This is a genomic window from Streptomyces sp. NPDC001927, assembly GCF_053594455.1.
The window spans coordinates 53,401-70,864 of record NZ_JBSFEN010000016.1 but is presented as its reverse complement, the minus strand read 5'-3'; the positions used below and the strand labels follow the sequence as shown (position 1 = coordinate 70,864).

Here is a 17,464-nt window from a genome sequence, read left to right as displayed (position 1 = left end):
AGAGACACGAAGAGGGAGGGACGCCCCATGCGTCGCTACACGAGGACCCTGGTCGCCGCCGCGATCGTCACGACCGTGGTGGCCGGGACCGCGGGATGGGCGTCCGGGCACGCGCAGCAGGCCGTGACCGGGGCGCCCGTGGGCGCGGAGGCCTGGCGGGCGGACGGGCTGCCGGACCCGGAGCGGACGAGCCCCGCCGAGACGGCCGCGTTCTTCGAGGAGCTGAGCCCCGCACGGCAGCGGGAGTTGGTGCGCGCGCACCCCTCCGTCGTCGGCAACCTCGACGGCGTGCCGCCGCGGCTGCGGTACGAGGCGAACGCCCGCGCCCTCGGCGGGCAGTACGCCGGTCAGCAGGTCCTCGCCTCCGACCCGCGCGGCCGGGGCCAGGTCGCCCTCGTCTACGGCGACCTCGACACCGCCGAGCACGTGGCCGTCGTCGTACCCGGGTCCGACATCGACGCCGGGAACGTCCGGCCCCTCACCGACATGGCCGAGTCCCTGCGCCGCGCCACCCACGGCCGTACCGCCGTCGTCGCCTGGGCCGGCTACACCACGCCCCTCGGCGTCGGCGTCGACGCCGCCACCGGCGAGCTCGCCGAGGCGGGGGCCGAGCGGCTGACCCGGCTGACCGACGGGCTGGCGGCCGTCGGGGCGCCCGCGCCGTCCGTGTTCTGCCACAGCTACGGCTCCGTCGTCTGCGGTCTCGCCGCCGACCGGCTCAAGGCCAAGGACCTCGTCGTCTTCGGCTCCCCCGGCATGCGCGCCGCGAACGTCGGCGAGCTGAACACCTCCGCCCGCGTGTGGGCCGCCAAGGACCCGTCCGACTGGATCGACCGGATCCCGAACGTCGAGTTCGCGGGGCTCGGGCACGGCGAGGACCCCACCGACCCCGCCTTCGGCGCCCGCCGCGTCCCCGCCGACGACGCCCGCGGCCACAACGGCTACTTCGCGCCCGGCACACAGTCGCTCCGCACCTTCGCCGCCATCGCCCAGGGGGATGTCCGATGAACGCGCTCGTCGAACGCATCGAGTCCCGTACTCCCGCCCATCGCGACCGCGCGATCGACGGCCTGCGCGCCCTCGCCCTGCTCGCCGTGCCGACCGGGCACTGGCTGCTCGGCGGGTTCACGCTCTCCGCCGACGGCGCGATCCACAACGCCAGCCCGCTCGCCACCTTCGGCGGTCTCGCGCCGGTCAGCTGGATCCTGCAGATGCTGGGGATCTTCTTCCTGGTCGGCGGGTACGCCTCCGTCCTGTCGTACCGGCGCCACGAGGGCTCCACCGGTGAATGGCTCAAGGGCCGGCTCGCCCGCCTGGGCCGGCCGGTGCTCGGGGTCACTGCCGTCTGGGCCGCGCTGCTTCCGCTGCTGCACTTCGGGTTCGGGGTGCCGGGCGACACCCTGCGGACGGCGTCCACGCTGGTGATCCAGCCGCTCTGGTTCGTCGGGGTGTACACGGTCGTCACCGCCCTGACCCCGCTGTGCGTGCGCGCCGCCCGCCGGGCGGGCGTGTGGGCCGCCGCCCCGCTGCTCGGCACCGTCGCCGTCGTCGACTTCCTGCGCTACGGGCCGTACGCGGACGCCATGCCGTCCTGGCTGAGCCTGCTGAACATCCTTCCGGGCTGGCTCTTCGCCTACCAGCTCGGCGTCTCCTGGGGCGAGGGCCGGCTCACCCGGCGCCACGCCTGGGGGCTGCTGCTCGGCGGCGCCGCGCTCTTCGCCGCGCTGCTGCTCGCCTTCGGCTACCCGGCGTCGATGGTCGGCGTGCCGGGCGAGGTCCGCACCAACTCCCACCCGCCGTCGCTTCTGGTCCTCGCCCTGGCCGCCGCGCAGAGCGGCGCGGCGATCCTGCTCCGCGACCGGCTCGGCGAACTCCTGAAGCGGCCCGCGCTGTGGGCGCCGATCGTGGTGATCAACCTGTCCGCGATGACGATCCTGTGCTGGCACCAGACGGCGATGCTCGCCGCCGCGATCCCCGCCTCGTACATCGGTGAGGTCCCGGGCCTGGTGGGCGCGCCGGACTCGGTCGGGTGGATCCTCGCCCGGCTGGCGTGGATGCCGCTCTTCGCGGGGCTGCTCGTCCTGATCGGGCGGTACGCGCGCCGCTTCGAGGCCCCGTGGACCCGCACCGGCCCCGCCCGCCGCACGGTGGCGGGACTCCTCGCGGCGGGCTTCGCGATGTTCGCGCTGGGGCTGGCGTGAGGGCTGGGGCCGGGGTGACTCCGCAAGGAGTGCTACTCGCGGGCCGCCGAGGTGGAGCTCATGTCCGGGTAGCGGTCGCCCGCGACCTGGCCCGCGATCGGCTCCAGGGCGGCGAGCTCCGCCTCCGTGAGCGTGATCCGCGTCGCCGCCGCGTTCTCCAGGAGACGGCTGCGCTTGCGGGTGCCCGGGATCGGGACGACCGTCAGGCCGTGGACGGCGGCGCGCTGCTGGACCCAGGCGAGAGCGACCTGCGCCGCCGTCGCGCCGTGGTCCGCCGCGATCTTGTGGACCGGGGCGAGCAGGGCCGCGTTCCGCGCCGCGTTCTCGCCCGTGAAGCGGGGCTGGTGCGCGCGGTAGTCGCCGCCCGACAGGTCCTTCGAGGCGTCCGCGAAGGCGCCGGTCAGGAAGCCCCGGCCCAGCGGCGAGTACGGCACGAACGTCACGCCGAGCTCCGCCGCCGCGCCGACCGCGCTGCGCTCGACGTCACGCGAGAAGAGCGACCACTCCGACTGCAGGGCCGCGATCGGGTGCACCGCGTACGCCTCGCGGAGCTCGGCGCCGGTCACCTCGCTCAGGCCCAGCTGCCTGACCTTGCCCTCCTGGACGAGCTCCGCCATCGCCCCGACGGACTCCGCGAAGGGGATCTCCGGGTCGCGCCGGTGCATGTAGTACAGGTCGATCGTCTCGATGCCGAGGCGGCGCAGGCTCGCCTCCACGGCCTGCCGGATGTACGCGCGGTCGTTGCGGACCGCCCGGTAGTGCGGGTCGTCGGCGCGACGCTCTATGGCGAACTTGGTGGCGAGGACGACCTCGTCGCGGTGGCCCGCGAGGAAGGGCGCCAGGAACTCCTCGTTGGCGCCGCTTCCGTAGATGTCGGCCGTGTCGATCAGGGTGACGCCGGCCTCCAGGGCGGCGTCGAGGGTGTCGCGGGCGGCGGCCTCGTCGGTGTCCCCGTAGAACTCGCTGATGCCCATGGCGCCGAAGCCCTGGACGCCGATCTCGGGTCCGTCCTGACCGCCGAGCCGTACGGTGTCGATGGTGGTCATGAGGTGGTGCCTCCACTGGTGGTTCGGGTGGTGTTTCCGCTGGTGTTTCCGCTGGTGGTTACGTCTGTAGTGCCGTAATGGCCGATCTTGATGTCGAGCACGGCCAGCGCGTCCTGGAGCTCGCCGATCCGGGCGAGCACGTCCCGGCGGGTGCTCTCCAGGAGCTCGCGGCGTTCGTCGCGGGTGTGGTCGCCCTCCCGGATCAGCTCGGCGTACCGCACCATCCCGGCGACCGGCATCCCGGTCAGCCGGAGCTTGCCTACGAACGCCAGCCAGTCCAGATCGCGCTGGGAGAAGCGGCGCTGCCCGGTGTGCGAACGGTCGACGTGCGGCATCAGACCGATCCGCTCGTACCAGCGCAGGGTGTGCGCCGAAAGCCCGGTCAGGGCGGCGACCTCGCTGATGGTGAAGTGGGCGGCGCTGCTCTCGATCACGCTCATGACCTCCACGCTAGAACCTTCGAGCGCGCTCTAAGCAAGTAGGCTCGGCCCCATGTCGTTGCAGAGCCTGGCGTTGATCGAGAACTGGCCCGTCCCCACCGCGGCCGCCGCCGTCGTCCGCGCGGACGGCACCCTGGCCGGGTCGCACGGCCCCACCGGACAGCGGTTCCCGCTCGCCTCGGTCACCAAGCCGCTCGCGGCGTACGCCGTCCTCGTCGCGTACGAGGAGGGGGCGATCGACCTCGACGAGCCGGCCGGGCCCGAGGGCGCGACGGTCCGGCACCTCCTTGCCCACACCTCGGGGCTCGCCTTCGACGAGCAGCGCGTGATGGCCGCGCCCGGCACCCGCCGGATCTACTCCAACACCGGGTTCGAGGCGCTCGGCGACCATGTCGCCAAGGCGACCGACATCCCGTTCGCCGACTACCTCCACCAGGCCGTCCTGGAGCCGCTGGGGATGGGGTCGACGACGCTGGAGGGCTCGCCCGCCAAGGACGGCGTCTCGACCGTCGACGACCTGGTGCGGTTCGCGGCCGAGGTGCAGGCACCCCGGCTGCTCGACGCACGCACCGTCCTGGACGCGATGACGGTGACGTACCCCGGTCTGACCGGCATCCTGCCCGGCTACGGGCACCAGAGGCCGAACGACTGGGGGCTCGGCTTCGAGATCCGCGACGGCAAGGCGCCGCACTGGACCGGGGCTTCGTCCTCGCCGCGTACGTTCGGCCACTTCGGGCAGTCGGGCACGTTCCTGTGGATCGACCCGGACGCGCGGGCCGCGTGCGTCGCGCTCACCGACCGGCCCTTCGGGGCGTGGGCGGTCGAGGCATGGCCGCCGTTCACGGACGCGGTCCTCGCGGAGCTGCGCGCCGGGGCCTGATCGCCTCGGCCGGTCGGCCCGCTATTGGCCGCAGGTCTGGGCGGCCAGGGTGCCGTCCGGGCCGCTGAGGCTGATCGCGGCCAGTCCTGCGGGGTCCTTCGCGAAGACCGTCGTGCAGACGATCTGCTGGACGGCGAGCGGCTCCAGGGCCTTCACCGGGCGCGTGGACCGCACCAGGAACGTCGGCATGCCGTACGTCCCCATCTTGACCGCGTTGTCGCTCACGTACAGCTCGTGCCGCCCCTCCGGGATCCTGGAGCGCAGGCCGGCGGCGCGCTCGCGTTGGTTCGGGCCGGCCAGGAGGGCGGCGAGTGCCTTCATGGGGCGGCCCGTGCGGCCTCCCACGTCGGTCTCCCGCAGGTCCGCCGTGCCGGTGGCGGTCGGGTCGGGGTAGTGGCCCTGGTCCATGCCCTGGCCCTCCCGTACCACCGGCGCCAGACGCCCGTCGCCGCTGACGAGGAAGAGCGTCATCCGGAGCGCGGGCGGCGGATGGACGACGACGGACGCCGCGTCGCCGGACTCCACGACGTCGGTGCCCTGGACGCCGCACGCCCCGAGGGTCAGGAGCAGGGCGGCGGCGAGGGCGGCCCGGCGGTACGGGTGCGCGGCGGGATCGTTCACAGCGGGATCCTCACGACGAAGACGGCCCCGCCGTCGGGGCGGTTGGCGGCCAGGACGGTGCCGCCGTGGAGCCGTACGTTCTCCTGGGTGATCGCGAGCCCCAGGCCGCTGCCCGCGGAGCGGGTGCGCGCCGGGTCGGCCTTGAAGAAGCGGTCGAAGACGTGCGGGAGGACCTCGGGCGCGATGCCGGGACCCTTGTCGGCGACCTCGGTGACCACCCACGGGCCTTCGGTGTACAGCCGTACCGTCACCGGCGGGCGGCCGTGCCGCAGCGCGTTGCCGACCAGGTTGGCGACGACCACGTCGAAGCGGCGCGGGTCGAGCCGGGCCCGGATGCCGTCCGGGAGCTCCGGGACCAGCTGTTCCGGGTCGGTCCAGTGGCGGCTGGTCAGGGTCCTGCGGATGGTCTCGGCGACGTCCACCTCGTCCGGGTTCAGCTCGGCGGCGCGGGCGTCGAAGCGGGAGATCTCCATCAGGTCCTCGACCAGGTCGGCGAGTTTCCCGGTCTCGGCGCTGATGAGCCGGACGGCGGCGGCCGTGTCGCTGTGGAGGTGGGCCGCGTCCTCGTCGAGGACCTCGGTGACGGCGAGCATCCCGGCGAGCGGGGTGCGCAGTTCGTGCGAGACGTCGGAGGCGAACCGGCGGGCGCGGGCCTCGGCGCGCTGCAACTCCGCGACCGAGCGTTCGAGCGCGGCGGCGGACTCGTTGAACGTCCGGGCGAGGTCGGCGAGTTCGTCGCTGCCCTTGGCCTGGATACGGGTGTCCAGCTCGCCCCGCCCCATGCTGTGCGCGGCGCGCCTGAGGTCCCGTACGGGGCGCAGCACGCTCCGGGCGGCGATCAGGGCGGGGACGAGCGCGACGGCGAGGGCCGGCAGGACGCCGCCGCGGGCGGCGGCCACCATGGCGTCGATGTTCTCCTGCTCGCCGCTCATGTCGACGACGGCGTAGAGGACGAGTCCGGTGGGCAGGCCGTCGGCGCCGGGGCCCGGCTTGAGGAGGGCGGGGACGGCGATCGTCAGATAGGCGGTGCCGTTCTTGACGACGCGCTGGAAGCTGGTGTGCGTGGTGCCCTGAGCGCGGGCGCGGAGTTCCGGGGTGAGGACGGTGGAGGTGGGGCGGTCCGTGGAGGAGACCCGGAGGGCGCCGTACTCGGCGTAGACCCGCCAGGGCCGCGGTTTGCCCTGCTTGGCCATCAGGAGGAGCGAATCGCGCAGCGCGTCCCGGTCGACGGGCAGCTCGGTGCTGTACTGCCCGACCATCTCGCGGAAGGCGGCGACGGCGTTGTCCTGGGCCTGTTCGAGGATCGCGGTGCGCGCGGCCTGGTAGGTGAGCGCGGCGGTGGTGCCGCAGCCGACAGCGGCGACCAGGAGGAAGGCGAGGACGAGCCGGGTACGGAGACCGAAGGGGCGCAGGCGGCGCTTCACAGCGGCCCGAAGCGGTAGCCGAAGCCGCGCAGGGTCTGGATGTAGCGGGGGGTGCCGGGGGCGTCCTCGATCTTGTTGCGGAGCCGCCGGACGCAGGCGTCCACGAGGCGGGCGTCGCTGTGGTAGCTGTGCTCCCAGACGTGTTCGAGGAGTTGCTGGCGGCTGAAGACCTGCTCGGGGTGGGCGGTCAGATGCAGCAGCAGTTTGAGCTCGGAGGGGGCGAGGGCGAGGCGTTCGCCGGACTTGGCGACGGTCAGCCCGGCGCGGTCGATGGCGAGTTCGCCGTGGAACTCGACGGCGGGACGGCCCGCCCCGGGTATCTCGATGCGGCGCAGGACCGCGCGGATGCGGGCCTCGATGACCTCGGTGCGGGCGGGTTTGACGATGTAGTCGTCGGCGCCCGCCTCCAGGCCGACGACGACGTCGAAGTCGTCGCCGCGCGCGGTGAGCATGATGATCGGCAGCTGGCTGGTCTCCCGGACCCGGTGGCAGACCTGGACGCCGTTCATGCCCGGCAGCATCAGGTCGAGCAGGACGAGGTCGGGACGGAACTCGGTGAGCAGCGCGAGCCCCGCCTCACCGGTCGCGGCGGCCCGCACCTCGTGACCGCGCCTGCGCAGCCCGAGTTCGACCCCTTCGCGGACGGAGGGGTCGTCTTCTATCAGGAGCACGCGAGGCATTCGTGGAGTATCCCAAGGTGAGGAGGGCAAGCGGCGGGGTGGCCCCTGGTCAGCCGCTGCGCGGCCGCGGGATCACGCGCAGGCGCCGCCCTGTGGTCGTCAGGAGGGCGCTCACCTCGGTGAGCCCGAGCGGCCGGGCGAGCAGCCCGAAGACCGCGAGGACGGCGAGGCCGCCCGCGAGGGCGGCGGGCAGCGCGCCGGCGGGGGCGGTGGAGTCGGTGGCGAGCAGCCCCCAGCCCGTGGCGGGGAGGGCGACCACGACAAGGCGTACGAGCGAACCGGCGGCACCGGCGCCTCGTGCGGAGGCGGGCGCGGAGGCCCCGAGGCGGCGGCGGAGCGCGTACGCGGTCAGGGCCCAGCCCGCCCACAGCGCCAGCGAGTAGCCGGCCGCGATGCCCGCGACCGCCCAGGTCGGGGGCAGGAGCCGGTACGCGGTCAGGGAGAGGCCCGCGTTCAGGGCGGCGATCACCAGGTTCAGGAAGAACGGGGTCTTCGTGTCGCGCAGCGCGTAGAAGGCGCGGGTGCAGACGTACTGGCCCGAGAAGGCGACGAGGCCCGGCGCGAAGGCCATCAGGATCCACGCCATCGCCCGGACGTCGGCCGCGTCGGTCCTGCCGTACTGGAAGACCAGGCTCATCAGCGGCACCGCGAGCGCGAACAGCGCGCAGGCCGCCGGAACGACCGCGGCCGCCGAGGCGCGCAGCCCGTACGAGACGTCCCGCCGCACCCCCGCGAGGTCGCCGTCGGCGGCGGCGCCGCTCATCCTCGGCAGCAACGCGGTCACCAGGGAGACGGTGACGATGCCGTGCGGCACGGCCCACAGCAGGTAGGCGTTGTTGTACGCGGCGAACCCGAAGCCGCCCCCGCCGCCTTCCAGCCTCTCCGCCTGCGCGCCCGCCGCCGTGGCGAGCTTCGTCGTCACCCAGTACGCGGCCTGGTTGGTGAGGACGAGCAGCACCAGCCAGCCCGCCGAGCGCATCGGCGCGGTGAGCCCGCTGCCGCGCCAGTCGAACCGCGGCCGCCAGCGGAACCCGGCCGCCCGCAGCGACGGCACAAGCGCGAGGGCCTGGAGCGCGATGCCGGCCGTCGTGCCCCAGCCGAGCAGCGCGGTCTCCCCCGCCGTCAGTCCGCCGGAGCCCGTCACCGCCGTCGCCACGTACAGCCCGAAGACGGCGATGACGACGACGTTGTTGAGGACCGGCGTCCACATCATCGCGCCGAACCGGCCCCGCGCGTTCAGGACCTGACCGAGCAGGGTGAACAGGCCGAGGAAGAAGATCTGCGGCAGGCAGTAGCGGGCGAACGCGACCGTCATCGACTCCCGCGCGCCGCTGTAGTCGGTGTACGCGTCGATGATCGCGGGCGCCGCGAGCACCGCGCCCGCCGTCATCACGAGCAGGGCGCAGACGCAGATCGTGAGGAGCCGGTCGGTGTAGGCGACCCCGCCGTCCTCGTGCTCCTTGGCGGCCTTGACCAGCTCGGGCACGAAGACCGCGTTGAGCGCGCCGCCGAGAAGCAGTATGTAGACGATGGTGGGGATGGAGTTGGCGACCGCGTACCCGTCGGCGATCCCCCCGACGCCGAGCGCCGCCGCGACGATCGCCGAGCGGACGAAGCCGGTGGCGCGCGAGACCAGCGAGCCGGCGGCCATGAGCGCGCCGCTGCGCAGCACGGACGGGGTGGCGCGGTGCCTCGGCCCCGCTCCCCCGCCCTGCCCCGGTCCCGATGCCGGCTCCTCCGGCTTCGCGACGGTGGTCGTCATCGGCGGGCCAGGTATGCCTGGAACGCCCGGTACAGCGCGTGGTTGGTCGTGCCGGCCAACGGTGTCTCCCACTCCCCCAGCGTCTCGACGGCCTGCCCGCCCGTGCCGAGCTTCCAGCGCAGCAGACCGTGGGCGCGGTCGTCCGGATCAAGAGTGGAGGGTATCCCGCGCATGTCGTAGACGTCGGCGCCGAGCGCGTGGGCATCGAGCATCATCCGCCACTGCAGGGCGTTGGAGGGGCGGACCTCGCGGCGGTGGTCGGCGGAGGCGCCGGTCTGGTACCAGACCCGCTTCCCCACAGTGATCATGGTGTGGGCGGCGAGGGTCTCGCCCTCGTGACGGGCGAGGTAGAGCTTCATCCGCCCGGGTTGCTCGGCGTTGAGGACCGCGTACTGGCGTTCGTAGTAGGAGAGGGAGCGCCCGAGGCGGAATCCGTCACGCTCCTCGGTGATGCGCAGGAGCCGGAAGAAGTCCGGCAGGTCGGCCGCCGAGCCGACGACGACCTCGACGCCGGACTTGCGGGCCTTGCGGACGTTGCGCCGCCACTCCTGGTTGAGGCCGTCCCACAGGTCGTCGGAGCTGCGCCCGGTGAGCGGGACCTGGTAGACGTGGCGGGGCTGGGCGTCCGCGCCGTCGGAGTCGCTGGTCGAGTCGCCGCCGCAGCGGCGCCAGCCGCGGGAGCGGAGCCGTTCGGCGACGGCGGTGCCGAGCGGGTCGACCTCGTCGGCGAGGACGTCGGAGAGCCGCCGCCCGGGGCCCGTGTGCGCCTTGAGGGTGGCGGCGTTCCAGCGGCGGAAGGCGGGCGAGGGCCCGATGCGTACGGCGAAGGCGCCGGCGGCGCGCAGGTGCTGGAGCAGCGGGGTGAGCCAGCCGTCGATGTCCGGGTCGGACCAGTCGGCGACGGGCCCCTCGGGGAGGTAGGCGAAGAACTTCCGGGTGCCGGGGAAGGGCCGCAGCAGGACGAGGGCGACACCGGTCGGCCCGGTCCCCGACTCCGGTCCCCAGCCGACGAGTTGGTGCCGCCAGCCGTCCTTGACGTCGGCCCAGGAGGGGCACTGGAGGAAGCTGGGGCGCGCCTCGCCTCGGGCGAGGAAGGCACGGTACGTCTCGACGGTGACGGGCTCGAGCCGAGTGGCCTGCGGCGGTGCGGCCGTCACGAGCAGAGCTGACACAACGTGAGCCTCCTTGTTCCGCCCCTCGGTCGGGGGTCGCACAGGATGCTCACAGCCGGTCTTGACCGGTCCGCGCGTCGTGTGTGACCGGACGATGACCGTTCCTCACCACCCCTTGTCACAGAGCTCTGGAGGCCGATTTCGCGGCTTACAGTCCGGGCATCCCACACTTTTTTCCGGAGGTTTCCGTGGTTTCCGTGCCGTCCTTGGTCCCCGCACGCACCCGAATACGCCGGTCGCTCGCGGCCGTCGCCCTCTGCGGCTCGCTCGCCGCCTGCTCGGCGGGGGCGGTGGGCGCGCCCCGTACGACGCAGAGCCCCGGGGCCGCGGAGCAGGCGGAGACCCCGGCGAAGGTGACCGTGGTGAGCCCGGCGGCGGGGCGGACGGTGACGGTCACGGCCACCGGCGGGACGCTGCGGACGGTACGGGTCGTGGACGCGGAGGGCGCCGAGCTGAAGGGCCGTACCGGAGCCGGCGGGACGTCGTGGATCTCGGACCGGAAGGCGGTGCCGGGCACGTCGTACCGGGTCGAGGCGACGACCCGTACGGCGGGCGGGAAGGAGGCGACGAGCAGCTCGACGTTCAGGACGGCGCCGGCCGCGCGGGTCAACAAGCTGACGCTGGCGCCGGGGAAGAACACGACGGTCGGGGTCGGTCAGCCGCTGTCGATCGTGTTCGACCGGCCGGTGACGAACCGGGCCGAGGTGGAGAAGCAGCTCAAGGTGACGACCTCGAACGGGACGGTCGGCTCGTGGGGCTGGCTGAAGGACTGGTCGGGCAAGGACCGGGTGGACTGGCGGCCGAAGGAGTACTGGAAGCCGGGGACCCGGGTGGACCTGGACGCGACGCTCGACGGGACGGACTCGGGCGGCGGCTGGTTCGTCCGGGACTACCGGACCGGGTTCACGGTCGCGGGGACGGCGCAGGTGGTGAAAGTGGACCTGGACCGCAAGCGGCTGGTCCTGGAGCGGGACGGGCGGGCCGTGCGCACGATCCCCGTATCGGGCGGGACGCCCGGGGGCGACAAGCGGTCGTGGCGGGGGACGGCGGTGCTGATGGCGAAGGAGGGCACGATCAACATGAACTCGGAGACGGTCGGGCTCGGCGACGCCTACGACAAGATGGTCGACTTCTCGATGCGCCTGACGTGGTCGGGGATGTACGCGCACGCGGCGCCGTGGAACGCGGCGTACTTCGGCCGCGCGAACCGCAGCTCGGGCTGCATCGGCATGAGTGACGCGGACGCGACCTGGTTCTACGGCCAGGTCCGGCCGGGCGACCCCTTCGAGATCAAGGGCGCGGACACGAAGGGCACGGTGGCGGAGGGCAACGGGTACGGGGCCTGGAACGTGAGCTGGGAGGGGTGGCGCGCGAAGAGCGCGGGGGCTCGCTGACGCGAGCGGGGGTGGGGCGCCGGAGCGGGTCGGCTCAGGGCGCCGCGCGCATCTCCCACAGCAGGATCTCCGCGTCCGAGGTCGCCAGGACGGCGAGGTCCCGGGCGGTGGTGACGCGGGCCGCGTCGCCGGGGGTGAGTTCCTCGCCGTCGAGGCGGACGGTGCCGCGCACCACGTGCGCGTAGACGAGGTCCGCGTCCGGGACGGCCGTGCGTTCGCCCTGTTCCAGGCGCCGGACGTGGAGCATCGCGGCGGCCTCCGGGAGGGCGTACGGGGTGGAGTCGGCGATGCCCCGGACGATCTCGTACGCGGGGTCGCCGCCCGGCTCCAGCGGGGCGAGCCACATCTGGACGAAGACCAGGGGCACGTCGCCGTCGTTGCGCTCCTCGTGCCGGACGCCCCCGGCGGAGCTGAGCCGCTGGACGTCCCCGGGGCGGACGACGGTGGTGTGTCCCGCGGCCGTGTCGTGGTGGGTCAGCTCGCCCTCGACGACCCAGGTGACGATCTCGGTGTGCCGGTGCGGGTGCTCGGCGAATCCGGCGCCGGGGGCGAGCCGCTCCTCGTTGCAGGCGAGCACGGCGCCGAAGCGGAGGTTGTCGGGGTCGTAGTGCGGCCCGAACGAGAACGCGTGCCGCGTCTCGATCCCGGCCACCTCGTCGCCCCCGGGGTACCGCTCACCGGCCCGCTGAATCCGCATCACGCCCCCACGGTAGCCGCCACGCTCCCCGCCGGATCCGCGCCCACGGCGGGCGTACGGCAGGGCCGCCCGCGGAGGCCCGCCCGCTCGAGGCCACCCCTTACAGACCGCCCCGCACCACGCCCCCGACGGGCCCGGCGCAAGGAAACGGCCCCGACCCCGCACCCGGGCGTCCCGATAAGGCAGTCTTGTCCCCGTGTCTGAACCCACGAACGCCGCTCATCCGCATTCCGCGACCCTGAAGCGCCTCGAACAGTCCTCCGGGCGGCTCGCCGCCAACGCCATTGCCCGTATGGACGAGACGCTGCCGTGGTACCGCGCCATGCCGCCCGAGAACCGGTCGTGGATCGGGCTGGTGGCCCAGGCGGGCATCGCCGCGTTCACCGAGTGGTTCCGGCACCCGGAGACCCCGCAGGCCATCTCGACCGACGTCTTCGGCACCGCGCCCCGCGAGCTGACCCGCGCGATCACGTTGCGGCAGACCGTCGAGATGGTCCGCACCACCATCGAGGTCATGGAGACCGCGATCGAGGAGGTCGCCGCCCCCGGCGACGAGTCCATCCTCCGCGAGGCCCTCCTCGTCTACGCCCGCGAGATCGCCTTCGCGACCGCCCAGGTCTACGCCCAGGCCGCCGAGGCACGCGGTGCCTGGGACGCGCGGCTCGAGTCCCTCGTCGTCAACGCGGTCCTCTCCGGCGAGGCCGACGAGGGCGCCGTCTCCCGGGCCGCCGCCCTCGGCTGGAACTCGCCCGACCACGTGTGCGTCGTCCTCGGCACCGCCCCCGACGGCGACAGCGAGCTGACCGTCGAGGCGATCCGCCGCGCCGCCCGGCACGCCAAGCTCCAGGTCCTCACCGGCGTCCTCGGCGACCGGCTCGTCGTCATCGCCGGCGGCAACGACAATCCGCTCGCCGTGGCCAAGGCGCTGATCGGGCCGTATGCCGCCGGGCCCGTCGTCGCCGGGCCCGTCGTTCCCGACCTGCTCGCCGCCACCCGGTCCGCGCAGGCCGCCGCCGCCGGGCTCAAGGCCTGCTCGGCCTGGCAGGACGCCCCGCGGCCGGTCCTCGCGGACGATCTCCTGCCGGAGCGCGCCATCGCCTCCGACCCTTCTGCGCGGGAGCAGTTGGTGGAGGAGATCTACAGACCACTGGAGGAAGCGGGCTCGGCGCTGCTGGAAACTCTGAGTGTCTACTTGGAGCAGGCGAGCAGCCTGGAAGGCGCGGCGAGGATGCTCTTTGTGCACCCGAACACCGTGCGCTACCGGCTTCGACGTGTGACAGACGTCACCGGTTGGTCACCCTCCGATGTTCGGTCGGCCTTCACGCTGCGGATCGCCCTCATTCTGGGGCGCTTGGCCGACGGAGATTCGCAGTCCTAGACTTTTGTCGAACACCAACAATTCCCCCGACGGTTCTTCGTCCTAGTCCCCACGGGCGCTTGGAGCCGTCCCCAAGAGAGAGTGTGAGGGTGCTCGTACTCGTCGCTCCCGGCCAAGGCGCTCAGACGCCCGGCTTCCTGACTCCCTGGCTCGAACTCCCCGGTGCCGCCGACCGTGTGGCGGCCTGGTCCGAGGCCATCGGACTGGACCTCGTCCACTACGGCACGAACGCCGACGCGGACGAGATCCGTGACACCGCCGTGGCCCAGCCGCTGCTCGTCGCGGCCGGTCTGCTGTCCGCCGGCGCGCTCCGCGAGGCCGCTCCCGACCTCGCCCCCGGCGCCGTCGCGGGTCACAGCGTCGGCGAGATCACCGCCGCCGCGTTCGCCGGCGTCCTCGACGAGGTCTCCGCGCTGCGTCTCGTACGGGCCCGTGGTCTCGCGATGGCCGAGGCCGCCGCGATCACCGAGACCGGCATGGCCGCGCTGCTCGGCGGCGAGCCCGACATCGTCTTCCCGCACCTGGAGAAGCTCGGCCTGACCCCGGCCAACGTCAACGGCGCCGGCCAGGTCGTCGCCGCGGGCACGCTGGAGCAGCTGGCCGCGCTGGCCGAGGACAAGCCCGAGGGCGTCCGCCGCGTCGTCCCGCTGAAGGTCGCCGGCGCGTTCCACACGGAGCACATGGCCCCGGCCGTGACGAAGCTGGAGGCCGCCGCCAAGGAGCTGAACGTTTCCGCTCCGACCGTGCGCTACGTCTCCAACCGGGACGGCGCCGTCGTCACCGAGGGCAGCGACGTCATCCGCCGGCTCGTCGGCCAGATCGCCAACCCGGTCCGCTGGGACCTGTGCATGGACACCTTCAAGGCGCTGGGCGTGACCGGGCTGATCGAGGTGTGCCCCGGCGGCACCCTGACCGGCCTCGCCAAGCGCGCGCTCCCGGGTGTGCCGACCGTCGCCCTGAAGACCCCCGACGACCTCGACGCGGCCCGCACGCTCGTCGCCGAGCACACTGCAGCCTGAGAAGGAGCCGTAGAGCATGTCGAAGATCAAGCCCAGCAAGGGCGCCCCGTACGCACGGATCATGGGTGTCGGCGGCTACCGCCCCACCCGGGTCGTGCCGAACGAGGTGATCCTCGAGAAGATCGACTCGTCCGACGAGTGGATCCGCTCGCGCTCCGGCATCGCCACCCGGCACTGGGCCTCCCCCGAGGAGACCGTGACCGCGATGTCCGTGGAGGCCTCCGGCAAGGCCATCGCCGACGCCGGGATCGCCCCGGAGCAGATCGGCGCCGTCATCGTCTCGACGGTCTCGCACTTCAAGCAGACCCCGGCCGTCGCCACCGAGATCGCCGACAAGATCGGCGCGGGCAAGCCGGCCGCGTTCGACATCTCCGCCGGCTGCGCGGGCTTCGGCTACGGCCTGACCCTCGCCAAGGGCATGATCGTCGAGGGTTCGGCGGAGTACGTACTTGTCATCGGCGTCGAGCGGCTGAGCGACCTGACCGACCTGGAGGACCGCGCGACGGCCTTCCTGTTCGGCGACGGCGCCGGCGCGGTCGTGGTCGGCCCCTCCGACGAGCCGCACATCGGCCCCACGGTCTGGGGTTCGGAGGGCGACAAGTCCGAGACCATCAAGCAGACCGTGCCGTGGAACGAGTTCCACGGTGGCGACGTTTCGACGCTCCCGCTCAACGAGCAGGGCGAGATCAAGTTCCCCGCCATCACGCAGGAGGGTCAGGCGGTCTTCCGCTGGGCCGTCTTCGAGATGGCGAAGGTCGCCCAGCAGGCGCTGGACGCCGCCGGAATCTCGGCGGACGACCTGGATGTCTTCATTCCGCACCAGGCGAACATGCGGATCATCGACTCGATGGTGAAGACCCTCAAGCTGCCGGAGCACGTCACGGTCGCGCGTGACGTCGAGACCACCGGCAACACCTCGGCCGCCTCGATTCCGCTCGCGATGGAGCGGCTGCTGGCGACCGGCAAGGCGAAGAGCGGCGACACGGCTCTCATCATCGGCTTCGGGGCGGGTCTCGTCTTCGCCGCGTCGGTCGTTACTCTCCCCTAGGCACCTCCGGATCTTCCGGAAGCCGTTTATCAAAGCAATCACAGAAGGAGCGCCACAATGGCCGCCACCCAGGAAGAGATCGTCAAGGGTCTCGCCGAGATCGTGAACGAGATCGCCGGCATCCCGACCGAGGACGTCCAGCTGGACAAGTCCTTCACGGACGACCTTGACGTCGACTCCCTGTCCATGGTCGAGGTCGTCGTCGCCGCCGAAGAGCGCTTCGACGTCAAGATCCCGGACGAGGACGTCAAGAACCTGAAGACGGTCGGCGACGCGACCGACTACATCCTGAAGAACCAGGGCTGATTCGGCCCTTGCTGACTCGGTCAGCCACCCGGCGGTGGCGCCGTATTTCGACCATCACACACGTGGAGAAAGAATTCCTGTGAGCTCGACCAATCGCACCGTGGTCGTCACCGGTATCGGCGCAACCACACCGCTGGGTGGCGACTCCGCATCGACCTGGGAAGGTCTGATCGCGGGGCGCTCCGGCGTCAAGCCCCTCGAGGGCGAACGATTCGCCGAACTGCCCGTACAGATCGCGGCGCTCGCCGCGGTCGACCCGGGTGACGTTCTGCCCCGCCCGCTCGCCCGCAAGCTGGACCGCTCGGCGCAGTTCGCGCTGATCGCGGCCCGTGAGGCGTGGGCCGACGCGGGCTACACCGCCCCGGCCGGCGAGGACGACAGCATCGAGCCCGAGCGGCTCGGCTCCGTCATCGCGTCCGGCATCGGCGGTGTCACGACTCTGCTCGACCAGTACGACGTGCTCAAGGACAAGGGCGTTCGCCGCGTGTCCCCGCACACCGTGCCGATGCTGATGCCGAACAGCCCCTCCGCCAACGTCGGCCTGGAGGTGAACGCCCGGGCGGGCGTCCACACCCCGGTCTCGGCGTGCGCGTCGGGTGCCGAGGCGATCGGCTACGCCGTCGAGATGATCCGTACCGGCCGGGCCGACGTGGTCGTGGCCGGCGGTACCGAGGCGGCGATCCACCCGCTGCCGATCGCGGCCTTCGCCAACATGATGGCGATGTCCAAGAACAACGACGAGCCGACGAAGGCCTCGCGTCCGTACGACACGGCCCGTGACGGCTTCGTGCTCGGCGAGGGCGCGGGCGTGGTGATCCTCGAGTCCGAGGAGCACGCGAAGGCCCGTGGCGCGCGGATCTACTGCGAGGTGCTCGGCCAGGGCCTGTCGGCCGACAGCCACCACATCGCGCAGCCCGAGCCGACCGGCCGGGGCATCGCGGCCGCGATGCAGAACCTGCTGGACGCGACGGACCTCAAGCCCTCCGAGGTCGTCCACCTCAACGCGCACGCGACGTCGACGCCGCAGGGTGACGTCGCCGAGATCAAGGCGCTGCGCAAGGTGCTCGGTGACGACCTGGACCACGTCGCGATCTCCGCGACGAAGTCGATGACGGGTCACCTGCTGGGCGGCGCGGGCGGCATCGAGACCGTCGCGACGGTCCTGGCGCTCCACCACCGCCTGGCCCCGCCGACGATCAACGTCGACGAGCTGGACCCGGCGGTCGAGGCGGACATCGTCCGCGACGAACCCCGCGAACTCCCGCAGGGCACGATCGCCGCGATCAACAACAGCTTCGGCTTCGGCGGCCACAACGTGGTGCTGGCGTTCCGTACGGTCTGATCTCTGATACGGCGAAGGCCCACCCCCGGTCGGGGGTGGGCCTTCGGCGTGTCG

General features: G+C 72.7%; 17 protein-coding genes. 9 read left to right on the top strand and 8 right to left on the bottom strand.

What is annotated here, in order from left to right:
* Window positions 1-27 precede the first annotated feature (27 nt).
* Together ACWCO8_RS34995 and ACWCO8_RS34990 are read left to right on the top strand one after the other, a co-directional pair.
* Window positions 28-1,008, top strand: a complete 981-nt coding sequence (locus tag ACWCO8_RS34995; RefSeq protein WP_451035580.1) for an alpha/beta hydrolase — start codon at window positions 28-30, stop codon at window positions 1,006-1,008.
* Window positions 1,005-2,201 (top strand): acyltransferase family protein, encoded by a 1,197-nt coding sequence (locus tag ACWCO8_RS34990; RefSeq protein WP_451035579.1) that lies wholly within the window; start codon window positions 1,005-1,007, stop codon window positions 2,199-2,201. The genes ACWCO8_RS34995 and ACWCO8_RS34990 overlap by 4 nt, the downstream gene beginning before the upstream one ends.
* A 32-nt stretch (window positions 2,202-2,233) precedes the next feature.
* On the opposite strand, the gene ACWCO8_RS34985 is transcribed toward ACWCO8_RS34990, so the two are convergent.
* A complete protein-coding gene (locus ACWCO8_RS34985) occupies window positions 2,234-3,247 on the bottom strand; it encodes an aldo/keto reductase (protein WP_451035578.1) in 1,014 nt (337 codons plus the stop codon).
* Window positions 3,244-3,687, bottom strand: coding sequence for a MerR family transcriptional regulator (locus ACWCO8_RS34980; protein ID WP_451035577.1), 444 nt, complete (start codon window positions 3,685-3,687; stop codon window positions 3,244-3,246). The genes ACWCO8_RS34985 and ACWCO8_RS34980 overlap by 4 nt, the downstream gene beginning before the upstream one ends.
* 52 nt (window positions 3,688-3,739) lie before the next feature.
* Between ACWCO8_RS34980 and ACWCO8_RS34975 the strand changes: the two genes are divergently transcribed.
* Entirely contained in the window at window positions 3,740-4,567 is an 828-nt protein-coding gene (locus ACWCO8_RS34975) for a serine hydrolase domain-containing protein (RefSeq protein WP_362015184.1), read from the top strand.
* Window positions 4,568-4,588: 21 nt separating this feature from the next.
* Here ACWCO8_RS34975 and ACWCO8_RS34970 read toward each other — a convergent pair whose 3' ends face one another.
* Genes ACWCO8_RS34970 through ACWCO8_RS34950 form a run of 5 tightly spaced genes read right to left on the bottom strand, consistent with a single transcriptional unit; the run spans window position 4,589 to window position 10,226 of the window.
* Window positions 4,589-5,188: a hypothetical protein gene (locus ACWCO8_RS34970; protein ID WP_451035576.1), complete on the bottom strand. Its 600-nt coding sequence runs from the start codon at window positions 5,186-5,188 to the stop codon at window positions 4,589-4,591.
* Window positions 5,185-6,612 (bottom strand): ATP-binding protein, encoded by a 1,428-nt coding sequence (locus ACWCO8_RS34965; protein WP_451035575.1) that lies wholly within the window; start codon window positions 6,610-6,612, stop codon window positions 5,185-5,187. The genes ACWCO8_RS34970 and ACWCO8_RS34965 overlap by 4 nt, the downstream gene beginning before the upstream one ends.
* The gene (locus ACWCO8_RS34960) at window positions 6,609-7,292 is read right to left on the bottom strand and encodes a response regulator transcription factor (protein ID WP_362015177.1); all 684 of its coding nucleotides are present in this window, start codon (window positions 7,290-7,292) and stop codon (window positions 6,609-6,611) included. Before ACWCO8_RS34960 ends, ACWCO8_RS34965 begins: the two co-directional genes overlap by 4 nt.
* 49 nt (window positions 7,293-7,341) lie before the next feature.
* On the bottom strand, window positions 7,342-9,054 hold the full coding sequence (gene murJ, locus ACWCO8_RS34955) for a murein biosynthesis integral membrane protein MurJ (protein WP_451035574.1): 1,713 nt from the start codon (window positions 9,052-9,054) through the stop codon (window positions 7,342-7,344).
* A complete protein-coding gene (locus tag ACWCO8_RS34950) occupies window positions 9,051-10,226 on the bottom strand; it encodes a lipid II:glycine glycyltransferase FemX (RefSeq protein WP_451035573.1) in 1,176 nt (391 codons plus the stop codon). Before ACWCO8_RS34950 ends, murJ begins: the two co-directional genes overlap by 4 nt.
* A 206-nt stretch (window positions 10,227-10,432) precedes the next feature.
* On the opposite strand from ACWCO8_RS34950, the gene ACWCO8_RS34945 reads away from it, so the two are divergent.
* Entirely contained in the window at window positions 10,433-11,620 is a 1,188-nt protein-coding gene (locus tag ACWCO8_RS34945) for an Ig-like domain-containing protein (RefSeq protein ID WP_451035641.1), read from the top strand.
* A 34-nt stretch (window positions 11,621-11,654) separates the two neighbouring features.
* Here ACWCO8_RS34945 and ACWCO8_RS34940 read toward each other — a convergent pair whose 3' ends face one another.
* Window positions 11,655-12,317 carry a pirin family protein gene (locus tag ACWCO8_RS34940; protein WP_451035640.1) on the bottom strand — a complete coding sequence of 221 codons (663 nt, stop codon included), beginning with the start codon at window positions 12,315-12,317 and terminating at the stop codon, window positions 11,655-11,657.
* A 196-nt stretch (window positions 12,318-12,513) separates the two neighbouring features.
* On the opposite strand from ACWCO8_RS34940, the gene fasR reads away from it, so the two are divergent.
* The 5 genes from fasR to fabF all read left to right on the top strand — a co-directional run bounded on the left by fasR (window position 12,514) and on the right by fabF (window position 17,410).
* Window positions 12,514-13,695, top strand: coding sequence for a fatty acid biosynthesis transcriptional regulator FasR (gene fasR, locus ACWCO8_RS34935; protein WP_362015164.1), 1,182 nt, complete (start codon window positions 12,514-12,516; stop codon window positions 13,693-13,695).
* An 89-nt stretch (window positions 13,696-13,784) separates the two neighbouring features.
* The gene (locus ACWCO8_RS34930; protein WP_451035572.1) at window positions 13,785-14,714 is read left to right on the top strand and encodes an ACP S-malonyltransferase; all 930 of its coding nucleotides are present in this window, start codon (window positions 13,785-13,787) and stop codon (window positions 14,712-14,714) included.
* Window positions 14,715-14,730: 16 nt separating this feature from the next.
* Window positions 14,731-15,762 (top strand): ketoacyl-ACP synthase III, encoded by a 1,032-nt coding sequence (locus ACWCO8_RS34925; RefSeq protein ID WP_362015158.1) that lies wholly within the window; start codon window positions 14,731-14,733, stop codon window positions 15,760-15,762.
* Between the two features lie 57 nt (window positions 15,763-15,819).
* Window positions 15,820-16,068 carry an acyl carrier protein gene (locus ACWCO8_RS34920; protein ID WP_362015156.1) on the top strand — a complete coding sequence of 83 codons (249 nt, stop codon included), beginning with the start codon at window positions 15,820-15,822 and terminating at the stop codon, window positions 16,066-16,068.
* A 79-nt stretch (window positions 16,069-16,147) separates the two neighbouring features.
* Window positions 16,148-17,410, top strand: coding sequence for a beta-ketoacyl-ACP synthase II (fabF, locus tag ACWCO8_RS34915; protein ID WP_451035571.1), 1,263 nt, complete (start codon window positions 16,148-16,150; stop codon window positions 17,408-17,410).
* Window positions 17,411-17,464 lie beyond the last annotated feature (54 nt).